We start from the raw sequence: 20,241 nt of genomic DNA on the forward strand, positions 1-20,241 counted from the left end.
TTAAGGAAAACCTATAGGTATTTTCTAATTAATTGGGAGGAAAGAATCGAGATTTTCAGGGCTGTCATCGGCCTGCTGACTTATTTGGTGCCCCTTGAACATTTTCCCGTCCCTCATTTCCCAAATGGCGATGAAATGGGCCATGGGAAGTTCTTCATCGGGATTCTCAATTGTTCTCACGTGATAGGTAAACCTGATGGTGATGGTATCGTTATCGTCCAACAGGTGACTGATATCTGCTCTTAGCGACTCAAAAGACCTGGTAAGTTCCTTAGACATGTCACAGATCTCCTGATACTTCAACTTATGGAAACCTGCACTGCTGTTCCAAAACAACTGGGCATCGGGATGAAGGTAATCCTTGATGGTTTCCGGGTTTTTGTAAAAATCTGACGTGTAAAACTTTTCAACGCATTCTTTTGCTTCTAAGCTCATATCAACCTTTTAAATTTTGGATCAATTTAGGCAATTGCCGTAAAAGTGCCAACTCTTTGAGTTTTGCTCTTGATTCCATCGCCGGGTTGCCGGTATAGATAGTATTTTCTTTGGTAGATTTCGTGATCCCGGCCTGGCCCATCATGACGCCGCCTTTTTTTACGGTAATTCCGCTGCGGAATCCAACCTGTCCCCAAACAGTTACTTCATCTTCAATGACCACCGCACCTGCGATCCCTACCTGTGAGGCGATAAGACATTTTTCACCAATTACGGTATCGTGCCCCACCTGGATCAGGTTATCCAGCTTCGTACCCTTCCCAATTGTAGTATCGCCGGTCACGCCTTTGTCAATGGTACAATTTGCACCTATTTCCACGTCGTCTTTAACGACCACTCTTCCGCCGGAGATCAACTTATCAAAACCTTCAGGGCGGTTCTTGTAGTAGAAAGCGTCCCCGCCCAACACGGTTCCCGCGTGGATGATCACATTGTTCCCTATAACCGTATTGTCATACAAACTCACGTTGGAGTGGATAAGACAGTTCTTCCCTATCTTCACATTGTTCCCCACAAAAACGTTGGGCTGCAGCACGGTACCTTCTCCTATTTCTGCGGAAGCAGCTATTGCTTCGGAAGCCTTTTCAAAAGGTTTGAAGTATTTAGTAAGCTTGTTGAAATCCCTGAAGGGATCATCTGAAATAAGCAGCGCCTTCCCTTCCGGACAGTCTACTTTCTTGTTGATGAGGACCACGGTCGCAGCCGAATTCAAAGCCTTGTCATAATACTTCGGATGGTCTACAAACACGATATCTCCCGGTGTCACCACATGGATCTCGTTCATTCCGTAGACGGGAAAATCGGCAGCTCCCACAAATTCCGAAGAAATAATAGTAGCGATCTGCTCAAGCGTATATTTTTGAGGAAACTTCATTTATTGCCGTAAAATTAAAAAGCATGAAAAAAGGCATTTTTCAATGCCCTTTTCTTTACTCCTTGATCCTTTCTTTATATGTGCCTTTTTCCGTCTCGATCTTGATCTTGTCGCCTTCATTGATGAACAAAGGAACGTTGACCTCTGCCCCTGTTTCAACAGTAGCAGGTTTGGTGGCGTTTGTAGCGGTGTTACCTTTCACTCCCGGCTCTGTATGGGTCACTTCCAGGATCACACTTGCAGGCATCTCCACAGAAAGCGGCATTTGATCTTCGGTATTGATCAAAATGGTCACCACTTCTCCTTCTTTTAAAAGACCCGGAGCGTCCAAAGCGCTTTCGGTAAGTCTGATCTGGGTGTAATCTTCAGTATTCATAAAATGATAGAATTCCCCATCATTATATAAGAACTGGAATTTGTGGGTTTCTACCCTTACATCGTCGATCTTGTGACCTGCAGAAAAAGTGTTGTCGATCACCTTTCCGGTGGTAACGCTTTTAAGTTTGGTACGAACAAAAGCAGGACCTTTTCCCGGCTTTACGTGTAAGAATTCAATGATCTTGTAAATATCGTGGTTGTAACGAATGCAAAGACCGTTTCTAATATCACTTGTACTTGCCATTATCTCTTAATTAATTTGAACTAAAATATCCTTTCATGATCCCTCGTTGGGAATTCTTGATAAATTCTAAAATATCGTCTCTTTCGGGAGTAGCTTCCATTTCAGCTTCAATGATGGCTACTGCCTGGGAATTGTTGTAATTCTTTTGATAAAGGATTCGGTAAATATCCTGTATCTCACGGATCTTTTCTGTAGAAAAACCTCTTCTTCGCAACCCGATGGAATTTACACCTACATATGAAAGCGGCTCACGCCCGGCCTTAACGAAGGGAGGCACGTCTTTACGCACCAATGACCCGCCGGTCACGAAAGCGTGGCTACCTATGCTGCAAAATTGCTGAATGGCAGCCATTCCTGCCAGTACCACGTGGTCACCCACATTGATGTGGCCTGCAAGGGTACTGTTGTTTGAGAAGATACAGTTATCGCCAACCACACAATCATGCGCTATGTGGCAATAAGCCATGATCCAGCAGTTCTTCCCGATCTTGGTTGTCATACGATCTGTAGTACCACGATTGATGGTCACACATTCCCTGATCGTAGTATTGTCGCCGATCTCTGTAGTTGTGTCTTCGTCATTAAATTTTTTATCCTGAGGGATAGCAGAAATAACGGCTCCCGGAAAAATATTACAATTTTTTCCAATTCGTGCCCCTTCCATAATCGTCACATTCGATCCTATCCAGGTACCCTCTCCTATCACCACATTGTTATGGATTGTGGTAAAGGGCTCAATCACCACATTTTTTGCAATCTTGGCACCGGGATGTACGTATGCTAAGGGTTGATTCATAGTATTTATTTTTGTTTTACGATTTGTGCCATTAAAATGGCTTCGGTAACCAGCTTACCGTTTGCATAGGCATAAGCCTGCATCTGACATATTCCTCTTCTTATTGGAGCCATTAGCTCAAGTTTGAAGATCAGAGTATCTCCGGGAACTACCTGGCGTTTGAACTTCACATTGTCGATCTTCATGAAGAAAGTAAGGTAGTTCTCAGGATCTGGAACAGATTTTAACGCAAGAATTCCTCCGGTCTGGGCCATCGCCTCCACCTGAAGAACTCCCGGCATAACCGGTTTACCTGGGAAATGCCCTACGAAGAAAGGTTCGTTCATAGTGACATTTTTCACGCCTACCACAGTGTCTTCGGTAAGCTCAATGATCTTGTCGACCAGCACGAATGGCGGACGGTGCGGCAATATGTTCATGATCTCGTTGATGTCCATTAAAGGCTCTTTTTCAAGATCATAATGAGGAATATTGTTTCTTTTTTCGGCCTTAATGATCTTGGACAGTTTTTTAGCAAACTCAGTGTTTACAAAATGGCCGGGTTTGTTGGCGATCACCTTTCCGCGAATTCGGGTACCTATTAAGGCAAGATCTCCAATTACGTCAAGCAACTTGTGACGTGCCGCTTCATTAGGATGGTGCAAAGTTAGATTATCAAGGATCCCGTTTGGTTTTACGGAAATATTGTCTTTTTTAAAAGCTCCCCTCAACTTTTCCATGGTGTCAGGACTAAGCTCTTTGTCTACATAAACAATGGCGTTGTTGAGATCTCCTCCTTTTATAAGTCCATGCTCCAATAAGGTTTCCAGTTCATGAAGAAAGCTGAAAGTGCGGGAATCGGCAATTTCAGTCTTAAAATCGGATATTTTATGTAGAGAAGCATTTTGAGTTCCCAGCACTTTGGTCTCAAAATCAACCATGGTGGTCACCTGGTATTCGTCTGCAGGCATCACCAGGATCTCACTTCCTGTTTCCTCATTAGTATACTTGATCACTTCCTTGACCACGTATTCTTCGCGATCACACTCCTGCTCTTCAATACCGGCCTCTTCAAGTGCTTCCACAAAGAATTTGGAAGAACCGTCCATGATGGGAGGTTCTGCTGCATCGAGCTCTATGATCAGGTTGTCGATCTCCAGCCCAACGCAGGCTGCCAAAACGTGTTCACTGGTCTGGATACTAACTCCATCTTTTTCAAGGTTGGTTCCCCTCTGGGTGTTCACCACGTAAGCCACATCGGCCTCAATAGCCGGATGCCCTTCAAGGTCTGTTCTTACAAATGTGTACCCGCTGTTGTTGGGAGCAGGTTTAAAGGTAAGTGTCACCTCTTTTCCGGTGTGAAGCCCTACTCCCTTTAAGGAAACTTCTTTGCGAATGGTTTGTTGTTTAGCCATTATCCGATATTTTTTTTTCTAGTTGGGTTAAGCGATCTTCTATCTTCGGTAAATTCCTAAAATGTACGTAAGCTTTGTTCCAGTCATTGTATCCAAAGGCCGGAGAACCCTGGATCACTTCATCATCCTTGATATTTCTTCCAATTCCTGACTGGGCCTGGATCTTCACCCGGTCCCCTATCTGGATGTGCCCTGCGATTCCTACCTGCCCGCCAATAAGGCAATTCTTTCCTATCTTGGAAGAACCTGCAACCCCGGTTTGAGCTGCGATGGCAGTATGTTCTCCCACTTCAACATTATGGGCGATCTGGATCTGGTTATCTAGTTTGACCCCTTTTCTTATTATGGTAGAACCAAGGGTAGCACGATCTATGGTCGTTCCCGCTCCAACATCAACATGATCTTCAATGATCACATTTCCTATCTGCGGCACCTTCGAATAGACTCCCTGCTGGTCTGGCGAAAAACCAAACCCGTCTGCTCCCACTATGGCTCCCCCGTGGATCACACAGTTGTTACCTATCACGGTCTCCGAATAGATCTTGGCGCCCGGAAAGATCATCACATTATCCCCTATCTGTACATTGTCTCCAATAAATGCGTTCGGGTAGATCTTTACATTATCCCCTAGCTTAACATTATCTCCCAAATAGGAAAACGCGCCCAGGTACAGGTTTTCGCCATAGCTAGCGGTTTCTGAAATATAACTCGGGTTTTCAATTCCCGATTTGTTCAATTTCACCTGATTATAATATTCCAGAAGCTTCGAAAATGCTTTATAAGGATCGTCTACCTTAATTAGTGTGGTAGAAAGATCATCCTCCGGCTCAAAACTCTTGCTAACTATAGTAATGGAAGCCTTTGTAGAATATATATAGGATGTATATTTAGGATTGGCTAAAAAAGTGATCGCTCCTTCTGTCCCTTCTTCGATCTTTGACAACTTATCGACCCCTACATTGGGATCTCCCACAATGTCACCTTCTAATATACCTGCTATTTGCTCTGCTGTGAATTTCATTCTGGCAAAAGTAAAAAAAATGGATTAATCTTTCTGTTTCGGGTAGCAGATATAAAATTTGGTCACGGGTTTGGACAGGGCCTTGAGATTGAAATGATCTGAAGCCTTTACCACATCTGTCACTTTTCCGCTCTTATACAATACATGTATCTTCTCATCCTCCTTTTTATAGGCGAGGTTGGAGATCTCTCCGGAAAATACGAAGTAACGCGCCTCTTCTTCGGAAATATCATGTCGCTCCTTTAATTTTTCGATATGCTTCTGAAGTTTATCCTTTTTAATAGGCCTCTTCTTCAGTTTGATCTTTAGAAGGTCCCGATTGATGATCATTTCACTCAGGTTTCTAAGTACAAAATCCTCATTATGCACCCATTCCTTCATGGCCGAAAGTATATCGTAATCATCCAGCTGTGAAAACACCCGAAGGGTTTCCTTAGAAAAATTTTCAGCAGTGATCTGCCTGGACAGAAAATATTGCAGGGCAGTACTGCCGTAAAGCTGTTTTCCTTCATCCACCAGTTCTTTTGCCCTTTTCAACACCCTTATCAATAACTGCTCTGCCACGACCCCGGTCTTGTGCAGGTACACCTGCCAGTACATGAGGCGACGGGCCAGCAGGAACTTTTCTACGGAATAGATGCCCTTTTCCTCTACCATCAGTTCATTGTCCACTACGGTAAGCATGCTGATGAGACGCTCACTGTTGATGTTGCCTTCTGCCACACCTGTGTAGAAACTGTCCCTTTTCAGGTAGTCCAGCCTGTCCATATCCAGCTGACTGGAGATCAACTGACACATGAACTTGCGTTCATACCTGCCACTGAATATCTCTATCGCTAAAGTTAATCTTTGGTTAAATTTTTCGTTCATTTCCTTCATAAATAAGGAGGAAATGGTTTCGTGACTCACCCCTTCCACAATACTATGCTCCATGGCATGCGAATAAGGTCCATGCCCAATATCGTGCAGTAAAATAGCGATTTGCAGGGCTTCTGCCTCTTCCTCAGAGATCTCCACTCCCTTTAACCTTAGCACACTAATGGCCTTTTGCATTAGATGCATACATCCTAAAGCATGGTGAAAACGGGTGTGATGCGCCCCGGGATAGACCAGGTAGGACAACCCCATTTGGGAAATTCGGCGTAATCTTTGAAAGTACCTGTGTTCGATGATATCGAACACCAGCTCGTTAGGTATGGTGATAAATCCGTAAATTGGATCATTAAGGATCTTGAGTTTGTTTCTGGAGATCAAGCGATTTTTTTTAAATTATTAATCTGAACAAAGATACATATATGAACGACATCAAAATACTATGGGTAGATGATGAGATCGACCTGTTAAAGCCCCACATATTATTCCTGGAAGGAAAGAACTACCAGGTCTCTACCTGCCAGAGCGGAACCGAAGCCTTGGAGGAGGTGGAAAAGGAAAATTTCGACATCATTTTTCTTGATGAAAATATGCCCGGACTTACCGGTCTGGAAACCCTTGCCGAGATCAAAGAAAAGCAGGCCAACGTGCCGGTGGTGATGATAACGAAGAGTGAAGAGGAGTATATTATGGAAGAAGCCATCGGTTCCAAGATCGCAGATTACCTTATAAAACCCGTAAACCCGAACCAGATCCTGCTAAGCATTAAAAAGAACCTTGATCACTCGAGGTTGGTTTCAGAAAAGACCACTTCCAGCTATCAGCAGGAATTCCGAAAGATCGCCATGGACATGGCCATGATCAATTCTTTTGAAGGTTGGGCAGAATTATATCAGAAATTGATCTATTGGGAACTGGAGCTGGAAAACATCGAGGATACAGGAATGTTCGAGATCCTGGAATCCCAAAAGACCGAAGCGAATTCCCAGTTCTGCAAGTTCATTGACAAGAACTACCCCAAGTGGTTCGAGAAAAATGCAGATTCCCCGGTAATGTCCCATACCTTATTTAAGGAAAAGATTATCCCTGAACTCAGCAAAGAGCAACCCACCCTGCTCGTGGTTATAGATAATATGAGATATGATCAGTGGAAAGCATTTGAACCGGTGATCAACAACTATTATAAGAAGGAGTCAGAAATACCTTTTTACAGCATCCTGCCTACTGCAACCCAATATGCCAGGAACGCTATTTTCTCCGGATTGATGCCTAGTGATATGGAAAAACTTTATCCGCAGTTTTGGAAAAACGATACAGATGAAGGCGGAAAGAACCTGCATGAAGATGATTTTCTGCAGGCACAGTTAAAAAGACTGGGAGTTGACATCAAACATGAGTATCATAAGATAAGCAGCTTAAAGGCCGGGAAGAAACTGGTAGAAAACTTTAGAAGTCAGAAGGAGAACGATCTTACCGTGGTGGTCTACAATTTTGTGGACATGCTCTCTCACTCCAAGACCGAAATGGAAGTGATCAAGGAACTCGCCTCTACAAATAAATCTTACAGGTCCCTTACTCAAAGCTGGTTCAAGAACTCACCATTACTGGAGATCATTCAGCAGGCACAGAATTTAGGGTTTAAGCTTATCCTCACCACAGACCATGGAACCATCAACGTGAAGAACCCATCCAAGGTTATTGGAGATAAACAAACCAGTTTAAACCTAAGATATAAAACAGGAAAAAGCCTTACCTATGAAGATAAGGATGTTTTGGCTGCGCCCAATCCTAAGACCATTCATCTTCCTACTATTAATATGAGTAGTTCTTTTATTTTCGCCAAGGGGGATCTGTTCTTTGCCTATCCTAATAATTACAATCATTATGTGAGCTATTACAGGAACACTTTTCAGCACGGAGGGGTGTCTATGGAGGAAATGATCATTCCATTCACGGTCTTATCTCCTCGTTAACACTATTTTATATATATTTACAATCCCAAATCTATATATAAGTCTTCAATGGAAAGAACTTACCTTCTGTCTGAAATTGACGCAGTTGCGAAGGAACTTCTGCAAAATTCGCGTAGCAAAACCATCCTGTTCTATGGCGAAATGGGTGCAGGAAAGACAACTTTGATCAATTCTATCCTTAAAATTCTGGGAGCAGAAGATGCCGGTTCAAGTCCCACGTTCTCTTTGGTGAACGTTTACGAGACAGAGAACGGTACGGTTAACCATTTTGATTTTTATAGGATCAAGGACGAATCTGAAGCCTGGGATTTGGGATTTGAGGAATATCTGGAAAGCAATGCCTGGAATTTGATAGAATGGCCTGAAAAAATTCAGAATTTTATTGAAGAGGAGTACCAAAAAGTGCAGATCATAACATTGGATTCCGAGGAAAGAATGTTAAAGTTTTGTTAATTTAAAAATAATTTTTCTTGATCATCTGGAAAGGCGGTGTAAGATTTATCCTTCAAATTCTATAGATTTCCTCAAGAAATGAGGATGAGAGCAGTAGATTATCGAAAAAACATTTTTTTTTAACTATTTTTGATTTAATATAATATTTTAAGAAAAGGAAGATTTTTCTTTCAAAAAGGGCGCAAAAGTACGAATAATGTATTAATTATTAGCGGATTAGTTTTTTATAGGTTTGCTTCAGTAAACAAAACGAAACACAACCTTTAAAAAACATAATCATGAAAATCAAAGCTATCTTATTCGCAGTATCTATTTTTGGAGCCACTTTATTTGTAACTTCCAACCAGGATAATGACAACAAAAATGAGATCAAAAAACAAGCCGTTGACACAAGAACGATCAAAGTTCCTACTAACGGGTAGTATAATTGCTATTTGTATAGCTTTTTCACCATATTTATTTTATTTATACGAAATTTTCCCAAGCGGTCCTGTTTGGGAAAATTCTTTTTTTACATACGAGAGTAAGTACTATGAAAACGTTCTGACAGCTGCTTGGACATTCCTCGGAAAACTTACTCCACTTCTCCTCCTATTGATCTGGTTCTTTACCTGCAAACACTGGTGGTATCATGCCATTCTTGTACCAATTATAATGTATTCTTACCAGTTAGCCTCAGCTTTATATGAAGATTTATATTTAGGTGGAGTTGTTATTGACACAAATCAATTAATATACTTAGCTCCTGCCTTTATCATTATTCTTTCACTTGTTTATTTAATCAGAATCAAAATCTTTGACCGTATCTACGGAATAGACCTCAGCGAGATAGAACGGGAAAATCTTTCCCCTTTCTCACCATTGTCAGATAAAGATTATAAAGAGATTAAATCTTTCCAGCAAGAAACAAAACCAGAGGACGAGATAAGGGAAGACTACTACGTGAAGTTATGATTTTGTGTATCTGTCAAAAAAAGTCGTAATTTAATTTCTGTTATTCCAAAATTATGACCGAGCACGTTTCCCCTTTCACCAAGGAACAATTGATCCCTCAGGAAGAGACCCTGGAGGTTTATAAGCATAAAGGTCAGTTGTTCATTGGTATCCCAAAGGAGAATGCTTACCAGGAAAAAAGGGTATGCCTTAGCCCCGATGCCGTTGCAGCTCTCACAGCTCACGGACACAGGGTGATCATAGAAGCCGGGGCCGGAGACGGCGCTAAGTTCAGCGATAAAGATTATTCTGAAGCAGGAGCCAAAATAACAGCCGACACTAAAAAAGTCTTTTCCTGCCCAATGATCCTTAAGGTTGAGCCGGCAACTCTTGCCGAACTCGAAATGATCAACCCGCAGACGACCATAATTTCTGCCCTGCAATTAAAGACCCAGAAAAAATCCTATTTTCAAAAACTTGCTGCCAAACGCATTACGGCCCTGGCTTTTGAATTTATCAAAGACGATGACGGCACCTATCCTGCTGTCCGAGCCCTTAGCGAAATAGCAGGAACAGCTTCCATTCTTATCGCTTCAGAGATCATGAGCAACAATCCGGCAGGAAACGGACTCATGTTCGGGAACATCAGCGGGGTACCACCCATTGAAGTGGTCATTTTAGGAGCCGGAACAGTTGGAGAATTCGCGGCACGCTCTGCACTCGGACTTGGCGCTAACATTAAAATATTCGACAATTCCCTTACCCGACTTAGAGCCGTACAGGCTAATCTAAGTCGGCCATTACATACTTCGACAGTGCAGCCCAAGAACCTCATCAAGGCATTAAAACGATGTGATGTGGCCATTGGCGCAGTAAGGGGACAAAACCGGTCGCCCGTTCTTGTTACAGAGACCATGGTTGAAAACATGAAAAAAGGGGCCGTGATCATTGACGTGAGCATTGACATGGGCGGTTGTTTCGAGAGCAGTGAAGTGACGACTCACGAAAAGCCAACCTTTGTAAAGCACGGGGTGGTACATTATTGCGTACCTAATATCCCGGCGAGATATGCCCGCACCTCTTCGCTTTCGATAAGCAACATCTTCACTCCTTACCTGCTGCACATCGCTGAACAGGGCGGACTTGAAAATACCCTGAGATTTGATAAAGGTTTACGAAATGGTTTGTACTTTTACCACGGAATTTTAACCAACAAATCTATAGCAGATTGGTTTGATCTTTCTTATAGAGATATCAACTTGCTCATTTTTTAAATCTACATGAAATTCATTCACCGTCTTGGTTACTACCTTGGAGGATTTTCCATTGGTCTTGTTATACTTGCTTTCTTTTTAAGCGGAAAGAAAACATCCTGCGACTATACTCCCGATGCCCGGGTGCTTAAAAATATCAGGATAAAAGAAAGGGCTTACACTGAACAAGCCCTTGAAAGAATGGAAATGTATCAGGTCGACACTTCCGATATTTCTACTATTCTTAAAAAAGGAGATGTTGACTTCAGCCGAAGCAACACCAAACTCGATTCGTGTAAAACCTATCTGGTTACCGGCCGAAGTCAGATCCACAACCTGGAACTGCTTTTTGAGAACTGCGACAGTGTTGCAACCCTGCAAAAAGTAGATGTCGTGAATTAAAGGATCTGTGAAGCGTGCTCTTTGGTCTTTACTTTTGAAATAACGTCAAAGATCTTCCCTTCCTCATCTATGACAAATGTAGTACGGTGGATCCCCTCGTACTCCTTTCCCATGAATTTCTTTGGACCCCAAACTCCGAAGGCATTGATGACCTCCTTGTCCTCATCGGCCAATAAAGGGAAAGGCAGCTCATATTTTTGCTTGAAATTCTGTTGCCTTTTTTGCGAGTCGGCGCTTACACCCAGGATCTCATAACCTTCAGCCTGGAATTTCTCCCAGTTATCCCGCAGATTGCATGCCTCGGCCGTACACCCTGGAGTGCTGGCTTTTGGGTAAAAGAAGACCACCAGTTTCTTTCCTTTATAATCTTTCAGGCTGTGAACATTTCCGTCCTGATCTTTTGCTGAAAATTCAGGGGCCTTATCCCCTACCTTTAATGTCGTCATAATACTTACTTTTGTCTCAAAGTTACATAAAATGACCAAGCAGGAAAAAGTTCAATTCGTTATAGACACTTTAAATGAGATCTACCCACACGTTCCAATTCCCTTAGACCACAAAGACCCCTATACTCTTCTCATAGCCGTTTTGCTTTCGGCACAAAGCACCGATGTGAAGGTCAACCAGATCACCCCACTGCTTTTTGCCAAAGCAGATAATCCTTATGCCATGGTGAAACTTTCCGTGGAAGAGATAAGGGAGATCATTAAACCTGTTGGGCTTTCCCCTATGAAATCCAAAGGAATTCACGGACTTTCAAAGATCCTGATAGAAAAACATGACGGAAAGGTGCCGGCCGATATTGATGCCCTTGAAGAATTACCTGCCGTGGGTCATAAGACCGCCAGCGTGGTCATGTCTCAGGCTTTTGATGTACCCGCTTTTCCGGTTGACACACATATTCACAGGCTAATGTACAGGTGGAACCTCTCGAATGGCAAAAACGTGGTACAGACCGAAAAGGATGCAAAAAGGTTATTTCCGAAGGAACTTTGGAATGAGCTTCACCTGCAGATCATTTGGTATGGCAGGGAATATTCTCCTGCCCGCGGCTGGGACCTAGAGAAAGATATCATCACGAAAACCATCGGAAGAAAGACAGTTCTGAACGAATATCATAAAAAGAAGACCCGGCGTTAACCGGGTCTTGTTGTGTTAGTTCAAAATACTTTCGAAAGGCATTTTGTTATAGGTCTCTACCTTCAAAGCTTTTGAATAGTTCAAAAGAAAATCAATGGTTTCCTTTTTTGGGGTCATTTTTGTCACCTTTTCAGGAGAAGCGGAGTAAAGTTTTGCCATTATCACTTGTTTTGGTTTCAATTGAATAACGGCAAAAAAAAAAGTTTATTGTTTAGTTGGTAAGCACCAGGTTATGTTTGTCTATCACCTTACGCAAATTAATGAGTGCATACCGCATTCTGCCTAACGCTGTATTGATGCTCACTCCTGTTCTTTCTGAAATTTCCTTAAAGCTCATATTCTTATAGATCCTCATCACCAGCACTTCCAGCTGGTCTTCGGGAAGTTCTTTGATCAACTCCTTTACGTCGTTCTCGATCTGATCTTTAATGATCTGTTTTTCCGCGTTAAGGCCTGAATCGCTCAAGACTGAAAAAATGTTGAAATCGCCGCTGTTCTCGAACTTGGGCATTCTTTTGTTCTTTCTGAAATGATCGATCACCAGGTTGTGAGCGATCCGCATTACCCAGGGCAAGAATTTGCCTTCTTCATTGTATTTCCCCCTCTTTAAGGTCCTTATAACCTTGATAAAGGTATCCTGAAAGATATCTTCGGCAACATCTTTGTCAAAGACCTTGGAAAAGATAAAACTGTAAATTCTGTGTTGGTGCCGGTTGATCAAAATGGAAAGGGATTGCTCATTTCCATCAATGTAGCTTTTCACCAGAAAAGCATCATTTGCCTCAATGTGTTCCATAAGAGTTACTTTTAGTCAGGCTGTTGGGGTGGGCCTGGAGGTTAGTTAATGGTTAAAAGTAACTTTATGCTATAGGCAAAAAATTTTGAAGTGCTTATACACAAATATAAAAGGAAAATTTTCACATAAACAAATAAAAGGTTAATATTTTTAACAGGCTTATTTACAATAAGTTACTCTGTTCTAAAACCGCCTGTTCAAAAGAATGACTTTAAGTATCTTTGCATTCTTACATAGATTTAGACCATGATAGTAGACGTTTCTAATGTAGATCCAAAACAAAATATAATCATAAAGGGAGCCAAGCTCCACAACCTTAAGAACATCAACGCGATCATTCCGCGGAACAAGCTGGTAGTGCTAACCGGCCTTTCCGGCTCCGGGAAATCCTCCCTCGCCTTTGACACTTTATATGCTGAAGGTCAGCGTCGATACGTGGAGAGTTTGTCATCATATGCCCGACAGTTCCTCGGAAGGCTGAACAAGCCGCAGGTAGACTCCATAAAAGGGATCGCGCCGGCCATTGCCATAGAACAAAAGGTAAATTCCACCAACCCCCGGTCTACGGTGGGTACTTCTACGGAAATATATGATTACCTGAAATTGCTTTTCGCCCGCATTGGCAGGACCTACTCCCCTGTTTCGGGTGAGGAGGTGAAGAAAGATACGGTTACCGATGTGGTGGATTATGTGAAGTCTTTTCCTGAAGGTTCAAAAATGCTGCTCCTGGCTCCCGTTCATGTAGAGGAAAGCCGTACAGCCGAAGAGAAACTCAAAGTACTGCTCCAGCAGGGATACAGCCGTATCAAAACCGGCAAAGATGTGCTTAGGATAGATGAAGCCGATCTGTCTAAAGTCGGAAAAAAAGATCTTTTCCTGGTTGTTGACAGGATCGTGACCAAAACAGAGGATGAAGATTTTCTGAACCGCCTTGCCGATGCTGTACAAACCGCCTTTTTTGAAGGAAAGGGAGAACTTTTTATAGAAACACTTGCAGACGGAAAAGTAAGACAGTTCAGCAATAAGTTTGAGCTGGATGGCATGAGCTTTCTGGAGCCGAACGTGCACCTCTTCAGTTTCAACAATCCGTATGGCGCCTGTCCAAAATGTGAAGGTTACGGGGATGTTATCGGCATAGATGAAGACCTGGTGATCCCCAACACCGCCCTCTCTGTTTATGAAAACGCCATTTTTCCGTGGCGCGGCGAGAGCATGAGCTGGTACCGCGACCAACTGGTAAACAACAGTCATAAATTCAATTTTCCGATACATAAACCTTATTACGACCTTACCCAGGAACAAAAAGATCTTATCTGGAACGGAAACCAATATTTTGAAGGACTGAATGAATTTTTCGCTTTCCTGGAATCCAAGGCATATAAGATCCAGAACCGGGTGATGCTATCCCGTTACCGCGGAAAGACCCGCTGCCCTATTTGCAAAGGAAAAAGATTAAGGCCAGAAGCCAATTATGTGAAAATAGGTGGCGCTACGATCACCGAACTGGTGGAAATGCCTATCAATAAAGTGGCTCAATTCTTTGATGAACTTAAGCTGAATGAATATGATGCGGCCATAGCCAAAAGATTGCTTACCGAAATTCAGAACCGTTTGCATTTTTTGACCCGGGTAGGCCTCGAATACCTCACCCTGAACCGAAAATCGAACACGCTTTCGGGTGGGGAGTCACAGCGTATTAACCTGGCTACTTCTCTTGGGAGCAGCCTCGTGGGCTCTATGTACATCCTGGATGAACCTTCAATAGGATTGCATCCACGGGATACTCAAAAATTGATCGGAGTATTGCAATCCTTGCGAGATTTGGGCAATACAGTGATCGTGGTGGAACACGACGAGGACATCATGAAGGCGGCCGATGAGATCATTGACATTGGCCCCGAAGCCGGAACAAACGGTGGAGAGGTCGTTGCCGCCGGAACTTTTGAAGACATTCTTGTGTCTGACTCCCTTACCGCTAAATACCTGAACAATTCGCTACAGATCGAAGTTCCGGAAAAACGAAGAACTTCGAAATATTATGTGGATATCATAGGGGCCCGCGAGAACAATCTTAAAAATATTGATGTGCGTTTTCCTCTTGGGGTTTTTACGGCAGTTACGGGAGTTTCCGGGAGCGGAAAAAGTACCCTTGTCAAAAGGATCCTGTACCCAGCCATGCTTAAAGAAGTGGGTGGCTATGGCGAGAAAGCTGGGCAATTCACGGGGATCGAGGGCAGTTTCAGCAACATTGCTTCGGTTGAATTTGTAGATCAAAATCCAATTGGCCGTTCCTCCAGGTCAAATCCGGTCACATATATCAAAGCCTATGATGATATCAGGAACCTGTTTTCAAATCAGAAGCTCAGCAACATCCGTGGGTATAAACCCAAGCATTTTTCATTCAATGTAGACGGCGGGCGGTGTGAAACCTGTAAGGGAGAAGGCGAAGTAACCATCGAGATGCAGTTCATGGCCGATGTTCACCTGGTTTGCGAGACCTGTAACGGAAAAAGGTTCAAAAAAGAGATCCTGGAAGTCACTTTTGCCGACAAGAACATAGACGACATCCTGAATATGACCATAGATGATGCCGTGGACTTTTTCAAAGCATACGGCGAAGATAAGATCACTTCAAAACTGAAGCCTTTGCAGGATGTGGGACTGGGATATGTGCAGTTGGGGCAGAGCTCCTCTACTCTTTCGGGCGGGGAAGCACAGCGGATAAAACTGGCTTCCTTCCTGGTTAAAGGAACCACAAAGGAAAAGGCATTGTTCATTTTTGACGAACCTACTACCGGATTGCATTTTCATGATATTCAGAAGCTGCTGAAATCTTTCAATGCACTTCTTAAGAAGGGCCATTCGGTTATTGTGATCGAACATAACATGGACCTGGTGAAGTGTGCAGATCATGTGATAGATCTTGGCCCAGAAGGCGGCGAAGCCGGCGGAAAGCTGGTTGGATTCGGGACTCCCGAAGAAGTCGCCGAAATCCCTGATTCCTATACGGCTCCTTTCCTCAAAGAGAAACTTTAAAAATAAAACCGCTTTTAAACTTTTGGCACAACCTTTGAATTATTTTGATCAAGTTGCAAGATTAAGTTATACATAATTTAAGTTGTAATTAATAATTTTTTGGTTGGTTAGTTTGAGAACCCCGTGGTGCATTTTGCCCCGGGGTTTTCTTATTAACATAGTTTTGGCACAGCTTTTGAATCTGCTTCTACAACTACCAATCACTTGTTTAACCTAAATTCCCCTTATACCATGAAAAAAATCTATGCATTTTTTGCTTTTTTAGTGATTGGTTTCTCTGCGAAGGCTGCGGTAGCCGACAATTACCGTAACTCATACGGAGAGGCCTTTATCTTTGTTGAAGGCGGAGTTGAGTTTGCCGTTTATCCAGATGGGCAGTTCGATTTCTATTTTAACCCTCGCCACACGGGCTACAGTGTGAATATTGCCACTCCTCATGTGAATTTCAGCTATAACTCCGGGTATAATTATGATCCGTTTGTACAGTATGACGACTTTGGCGCAGTGATCCAGATCGAAAATGTTCCTATCTATTATGATTACTACGGAAGGATCATCCAGGCAGGGCATGTGAACATCTCTTACAATCATTTCGGAAGATTGTCAAGAGTGGGGCATCTGTACCTGCACTATAACCATCACAATCACTTTACTCATTATACGGGATATATTAACAGGTATAACCGCCACTATGTATACCGTCCATGGCACAGGCATTATGTACGGCCACAGGCGCATTTCGCGATCGTGTACCACCAGCCATACAGGGCGCATTACCACCCAGAAAGGATGGGATATGGTCTTTACAAGAATTATTACAAAAAGCACCATAAGAAGAACTTTAAACGCAGTTATTACAGGCCCGGTGACCGCGTCGCTACTTATCACAGAGGAAGAAGATCTACTGCTCAACGTGATCTTCGTGAAACGAACAGGTATTCAGAACCTGCGGCAACCAGAACCCGAAGCAATGTGAATACAACCCGTGACAGAAGACCTTACCAGCTTCGTGATACAGAGCGTTCCGCGACCCGAAAAGCCCAGGTACAGCGAAGGGAAAGTACTCAGCGTCGTAGTACGCACTATAGAAAAGAGAGAGCCACGGTTGGTCGTGATGAGACAAGGTCCAGAAGGGCCTCTGCAAGAGAAGTAAAAAGAAGCTCGAGACAGGATGCCCGAAGGAGTACTGAAGCCAGAAGAGGTTCTGCTGTAACTTCTAAGAGAGAGACAGTAAAAAGAAACAGCCGCGCAAGAGGAGCTCAGCGTGCAGAACGTGCGCAGGCAGATTCAAGAGCCGAGGCTTCATCTTCCAGGGGAAATAAAAGAAGTTCCCGCGGAAGAGGATAATATTATCATAGTTGATTTTTTGGTTGGTTAGTTTGAAAATTCCCGAAAGTCTTAAAAAGCTTTCGGGAATTTCTTTTTTCAGCTAGCGCCTGCGGCTATACTTTTCTATAAGACGATTGATATCGGGAGAAAACTTCAGCAAATAGATGACCGCAAGATATCCTGTTCCAATCATTACCGACTTCAGCAAAATGTTCACTACCGGATTGATACTGAAATCCCAGAAATAGAATAACAAGCTAAACACCAGGATCAGAAAAAGGCTGTAGAAGGTCTCTTTCGTAAAAGGCTGTATGCCGAACTTCTTATAGACGATAACCAGTTTGGAGGTGTTGTACATGGCAAAGGCCAAAAAGGTCGCCAAAGCCGCTCCAAAGATCCCGTACATGGGAATGAAAACCAGGTTGAGCACAAAAGCCAGCAGGGCTAAAAAAATTCCGATCGCCAGTACTAACCGGTAATAATCTGAATTGAACAATATACTGTTGTTATTTCCCAGCAAATTGTCGTAGAGTTTGACACAGCTCAAGATCACCACTATTGAAAAACTGATCTGGTAGGCATCCGGTATGAGTTCATATAACTCCCTGATGTTGGTTACGATCAGCAGAAAAATGAGTCCGCTGATGATCAGGAGGGTCAGGGAGCTTTTTTCATACAGGTCCAAAAGTCCCTTTTTGTCCTTTTTGTTCAGCAGCGAGGCGGTCATGGGGTAAGTGATCTGGTGCATGGCCCTTGAGGGAACCGCGATCACAGAAGAGATATATACAGCTATTCCATAGACCGCCACCATCTCAATGGGCAAAAAACGTTCTATCATCACCTTGTCCAGGTCTAGCAGGACCATGGCCACAGAGCCCGCGATCAAAATAAGTCCGGAATATTTCAGGATAAAAGAACGGTTGTGCGGAAAGCCAAACGTGATCTTCGGAAAATACAGCCTGAACGCATAGAGTTTCATGGCAATTGTCCTTAGAATAAAAACTCCGGTAAGGGAGTAAACAAAGCCTTCCACCGTAAGCACGTCAAAATAAACGACAACCAATAACAGCGAAACACAGGCCCGATGGAACACCTCTTTCATGAAATTTCCGAAAACGCTCTGAAAATGGATCTTTGACCAGGAGAAGAAAATCTCAAAATAAGCCGTGGCAACCGCGATCACAAAGATCATCCAGATATACGGCTGCACCAGGGCGTTTCCTTCAGAAAAATAATCCAGCAGCAGGTCATAAGAGAAAAATCCGATGCTTCCCAGGATCAAGGCGATCCCCAGCGGCAAAAAAAGGATCACGCTCAACAATTTATCCTGCTCTTGTTTGGTATCGTAAGATGAATAGAATTTTACCAGCGTGTTATGCACCCCAAAGGCCATCAACGGCCAGATCAAATTGGCTGCCGAAAGCAGGAATCCAACCAGCCCGTAATATTCCGGCGTCAGGAAATTGGTGTAAAGGAACAAAGTATTGATCGCCCCTATACCAAACCCCAGATAGGTAGTCACCAGATTCTTTGCCGATTGATTGATGATGACTCCCATTAAACCATCTCCTTTATAAGTTTTGCCAGTTCCCCGGTTAAGGCTTCCCGGCTGTATTTCTGCAAACCAATGGGGTGAGATCTCAGATCACCTGCCTTGAACTTCCTGTAGAGCTCAAGGATATGAGCCTTTATTTCTTCCTTTTCAGCATACAGGAAATAGGCGCCGGTATTGGTCTCCCGGATTATCTTCTGAATATCGGCTTTTTCGGGACCTACCGCTAAAATAGGTCGGTTACTCACCATGTACTCGAAAAGTTTTCCCGGAATGATCCCACGGGTGTCTTCTATGTTTATTTCTATCAATAGCAGCACCTGCGAACTTCTTTGCAGCTGCAGGGCCTCGGTATGAGAAACATAACCTTGTACTGAAAGCCATTTTTCCAGCCCGGCCTGCTTGATGCTTTCCAGGACAGGCTCCCCTACCGCACCCACCAACTTCAGCTGGAGATCTTTGGCAAAATCCTCGTTTTCTAAAGTAAGTTCCTTCAAAGCGGCCCAGAGATTCTTCGGATTCCTTCCTGAAAGCAACGAGCCGATGTGTGCCAGACTGAATTTCTCATCAAGGACAACAGCTTCCACTTTTTCATGATCGTAGCCATTAGTGATCACTTTAATGGGTGTTAAAGTAATTTTCTGAAATTCCTCCCGGGTAGTAAAACTGGTGGTGATCAAGTGATCGGCCCCATCTAAGATCGCTTTCTCCAGTTTCTTATGTTTTTGCTGTGATCTTTGGAGCAGTTTCAGTTTTTTGTGGTAGCCAATCTGGGTCCAGGGATCCCGAAAATCGGCTATCCAAAAAATATTCAATTTCTTCTTCAGTTTCAGTCCCATCAAGTGCATGCTGTGCGGCGGCCCCGTGGTGATAATGGCATCTACAGGGTTTTCCTGAAGGTATTTTGTAAGGAACTTCACCGAAGGTTTTATCCAGAATTTCCGCGCATCGGGAATGAAGAAATTTCCGCGAACAAAAAGCATGAGCTTCTGAATGAATCCCTGCTGTTCTTCTTCAGGAATGATGCCCGAGCTTATCTTCTGCGTGTCTTTGCCAGAGAGCAGTTCGGCTAAAGAATAAGGCTCGAAAATGGGTTTTTTGATCACCTTTATATTTTCAGGAACTTTTTCCTCAAGTCCCGGATCTTTCAGAGGATAATGGGCATTCTCTGGAACATATATGACAGGCTCAACATCATACTTGGGCAGGTACTTGGCGAACTTCAGCCACCTTTGTACTCCGGGTCCACCCGCGGGCGGCCAATAATATGAAATGATAAGCACTTTTTTCACGCCTCTG

Annotated in this window: 21 protein-coding genes; 9 read left to right on the top strand and 12 right to left on the bottom strand. The window is 43.3% G+C overall.

Going from position 1 to position 20,241, the window contains the following annotated elements; all coding sequences use genetic code 11:
- Positions 1-24: 24 nt before the first annotated feature.
- From BLS64_RS07550 to BLS64_RS07580, 7 genes are read right to left on the bottom strand one after another with little or no spacing between them, the layout of a single operon-like run.
- Positions 25-435: a nuclear transport factor 2 family protein gene (locus BLS64_RS07550; protein WP_093112880.1), complete on the bottom strand. Its 411-nt coding sequence runs from the start codon at positions 433-435 to the stop codon at positions 25-27.
- 1 nt (position 436) lies between these two features.
- Positions 437-1,369, bottom strand: coding sequence for a UDP-3-O-(3-hydroxymyristoyl)glucosamine N-acyltransferase (locus BLS64_RS07555; protein WP_093112881.1), 933 nt, complete (start codon positions 1,367-1,369; stop codon positions 437-439).
- A 55-nt stretch (positions 1,370-1,424) separates the two neighbouring features.
- Positions 1,425-1,991: an elongation factor P gene (gene efp, locus BLS64_RS07560; RefSeq protein WP_093112882.1), complete on the bottom strand. Its 567-nt coding sequence runs from the start codon at positions 1,989-1,991 to the stop codon at positions 1,425-1,427.
- 10 nt (positions 1,992-2,001) lie between these two features.
- Entirely contained in the window at positions 2,002-2,787 is a 786-nt protein-coding gene (gene lpxA, locus BLS64_RS07565) for an acyl-ACP--UDP-N-acetylglucosamine O-acyltransferase (protein WP_093112883.1), read from the bottom strand.
- Between the two features lie 5 nt (positions 2,788-2,792).
- Positions 2,793-4,181 carry a bifunctional UDP-3-O-[3-hydroxymyristoyl] N-acetylglucosamine deacetylase/3-hydroxyacyl-ACP dehydratase gene (locus BLS64_RS07570; protein ID WP_093112884.1) on the bottom strand — a complete coding sequence of 463 codons (1,389 nt, stop codon included), beginning with the start codon at positions 4,179-4,181 and terminating at the stop codon, positions 2,793-2,795.
- The gene (gene lpxD, locus BLS64_RS07575) at positions 4,174-5,202 is read right to left on the bottom strand and encodes a UDP-3-O-(3-hydroxymyristoyl)glucosamine N-acyltransferase (RefSeq protein WP_093112885.1); all 1,029 of its coding nucleotides are present in this window, start codon (positions 5,200-5,202) and stop codon (positions 4,174-4,176) included. Before lpxD ends, BLS64_RS07570 begins: the two co-directional genes overlap by 8 nt.
- 24 nt (positions 5,203-5,226) lie before the next feature.
- Positions 5,227-6,456, bottom strand: coding sequence for an HD domain-containing protein (locus BLS64_RS07580; RefSeq protein WP_093112886.1), 1,230 nt, complete (start codon positions 6,454-6,456; stop codon positions 5,227-5,229).
- A 41-nt stretch (positions 6,457-6,497) separates the two neighbouring features.
- On the opposite strand from BLS64_RS07580, the gene porX reads away from it, so the two are divergent.
- The 6 genes from porX (at position 6,498) to BLS64_RS07605 (ending at position 11,089) form a co-directional block, all read left to right on the top strand.
- Positions 6,498-8,048 carry a T9SS response regulator signal transducer PorX gene (porX, locus tag BLS64_RS07585; RefSeq protein ID WP_093112887.1) on the top strand — a complete coding sequence of 517 codons (1,551 nt, stop codon included), beginning with the start codon at positions 6,498-6,500 and terminating at the stop codon, positions 8,046-8,048.
- Between the two features lie 48 nt (positions 8,049-8,096).
- Positions 8,097-8,501 carry a tRNA (adenosine(37)-N6)-threonylcarbamoyltransferase complex ATPase subunit type 1 TsaE gene (gene tsaE / locus BLS64_RS07590; protein WP_093112888.1) on the top strand — a complete coding sequence of 135 codons (405 nt, stop codon included), beginning with the start codon at positions 8,097-8,099 and terminating at the stop codon, positions 8,499-8,501.
- A 278-nt stretch (positions 8,502-8,779) separates the two neighbouring features.
- Positions 8,780-8,923 (top strand): hypothetical protein, encoded by a 144-nt coding sequence (locus tag BLS64_RS15190; protein WP_176763445.1) that lies wholly within the window; start codon positions 8,780-8,782, stop codon positions 8,921-8,923.
- A complete protein-coding gene (locus BLS64_RS07595) occupies positions 8,886-9,455 on the top strand; it encodes a hypothetical protein (protein WP_245693391.1) in 570 nt (189 codons plus the stop codon). The genes BLS64_RS15190 and BLS64_RS07595 overlap by 38 nt, the downstream gene beginning before the upstream one ends.
- 53 nt (positions 9,456-9,508) lie before the next feature.
- Entirely contained in the window at positions 9,509-10,708 is a 1,200-nt protein-coding gene (locus BLS64_RS07600; protein ID WP_093112889.1) for an alanine dehydrogenase, read from the top strand.
- Between the two features lie 6 nt (positions 10,709-10,714).
- Positions 10,715-11,089, top strand: a complete 375-nt coding sequence (locus tag BLS64_RS07605) for a DUF4258 domain-containing protein (RefSeq protein WP_093112890.1) — start codon at positions 10,715-10,717, stop codon at positions 11,087-11,089.
- Here BLS64_RS07605 and bcp read toward each other — a convergent pair.
- Positions 11,086-11,535 carry a thioredoxin-dependent thiol peroxidase gene (gene bcp, locus BLS64_RS07610; protein WP_093112891.1) on the bottom strand — a complete coding sequence of 150 codons (450 nt, stop codon included), beginning with the start codon at positions 11,533-11,535 and terminating at the stop codon, positions 11,086-11,088. The two genes, BLS64_RS07605 and bcp, sit on opposite strands and share 4 nt — an antisense overlap.
- Before the next feature lie 31 nt (positions 11,536-11,566).
- Here bcp and BLS64_RS07615 point away from each other — a divergent pair, with 31 nt between their 5' ends.
- Complete coding sequence (locus tag BLS64_RS07615; RefSeq protein WP_093112892.1) at positions 11,567-12,229, top strand: endonuclease III domain-containing protein; 663 nt, start codon at positions 11,567-11,569, stop codon at positions 12,227-12,229.
- A gap of 15 nt (positions 12,230-12,244) precedes the next feature.
- On the opposite strand, the gene BLS64_RS15195 is transcribed toward BLS64_RS07615, so the two are convergent.
- Positions 12,245-12,388 (bottom strand): hypothetical protein, encoded by a 144-nt coding sequence (locus BLS64_RS15195; RefSeq protein ID WP_176763446.1) that lies wholly within the window; start codon positions 12,386-12,388, stop codon positions 12,245-12,247.
- Positions 12,389-12,440: 52 nt separating this feature from the next.
- Positions 12,441-13,025 carry an RNA polymerase sigma factor gene (locus tag BLS64_RS07620; protein WP_093112893.1) on the bottom strand — a complete coding sequence of 195 codons (585 nt, stop codon included), beginning with the start codon at positions 13,023-13,025 and terminating at the stop codon, positions 12,441-12,443.
- Between the two features lie 246 nt (positions 13,026-13,271).
- Between BLS64_RS07620 and uvrA the strand changes: the two genes are divergently transcribed.
- Both uvrA and BLS64_RS07630 read left to right on the top strand, forming a co-directional pair.
- A complete protein-coding gene (uvrA, locus tag BLS64_RS07625; RefSeq protein ID WP_093112894.1) occupies positions 13,272-16,061 on the top strand; it encodes an excinuclease ABC subunit UvrA in 2,790 nt (929 codons plus the stop codon).
- A 231-nt stretch (positions 16,062-16,292) separates the two neighbouring features.
- The gene (locus BLS64_RS07630) at positions 16,293-17,408 is read left to right on the top strand and encodes a hypothetical protein (protein ID WP_143019282.1); all 1,116 of its coding nucleotides are present in this window, start codon (positions 16,293-16,295) and stop codon (positions 17,406-17,408) included.
- An 82-nt stretch (positions 17,409-17,490) separates the two neighbouring features.
- On the opposite strand, the gene BLS64_RS07635 is transcribed toward BLS64_RS07630, so the two are convergent.
- Both BLS64_RS07635 and BLS64_RS07640 read right to left on the bottom strand, forming a co-directional pair.
- Positions 17,491-18,948, bottom strand: coding sequence for a lipopolysaccharide biosynthesis protein (locus tag BLS64_RS07635; protein ID WP_093112896.1), 1,458 nt, complete (start codon positions 18,946-18,948; stop codon positions 17,491-17,493).
- Complete coding sequence (locus BLS64_RS07640; RefSeq protein WP_093112897.1) at positions 18,948-20,234, bottom strand: glycosyltransferase; 1,287 nt, start codon at positions 20,232-20,234, stop codon at positions 18,948-18,950. The genes BLS64_RS07635 and BLS64_RS07640 overlap by 1 nt, the downstream gene beginning before the upstream one ends.
- Positions 20,235-20,241: the final 7 nt, after the last annotated feature.

The sequence above is a fragment of the Salinimicrobium catena genome, assembly GCF_900102915.1.
Taxonomy (GTDB): domain Bacteria; phylum Bacteroidota; class Bacteroidia; order Flavobacteriales; family Flavobacteriaceae; genus Salinimicrobium; species Salinimicrobium catena.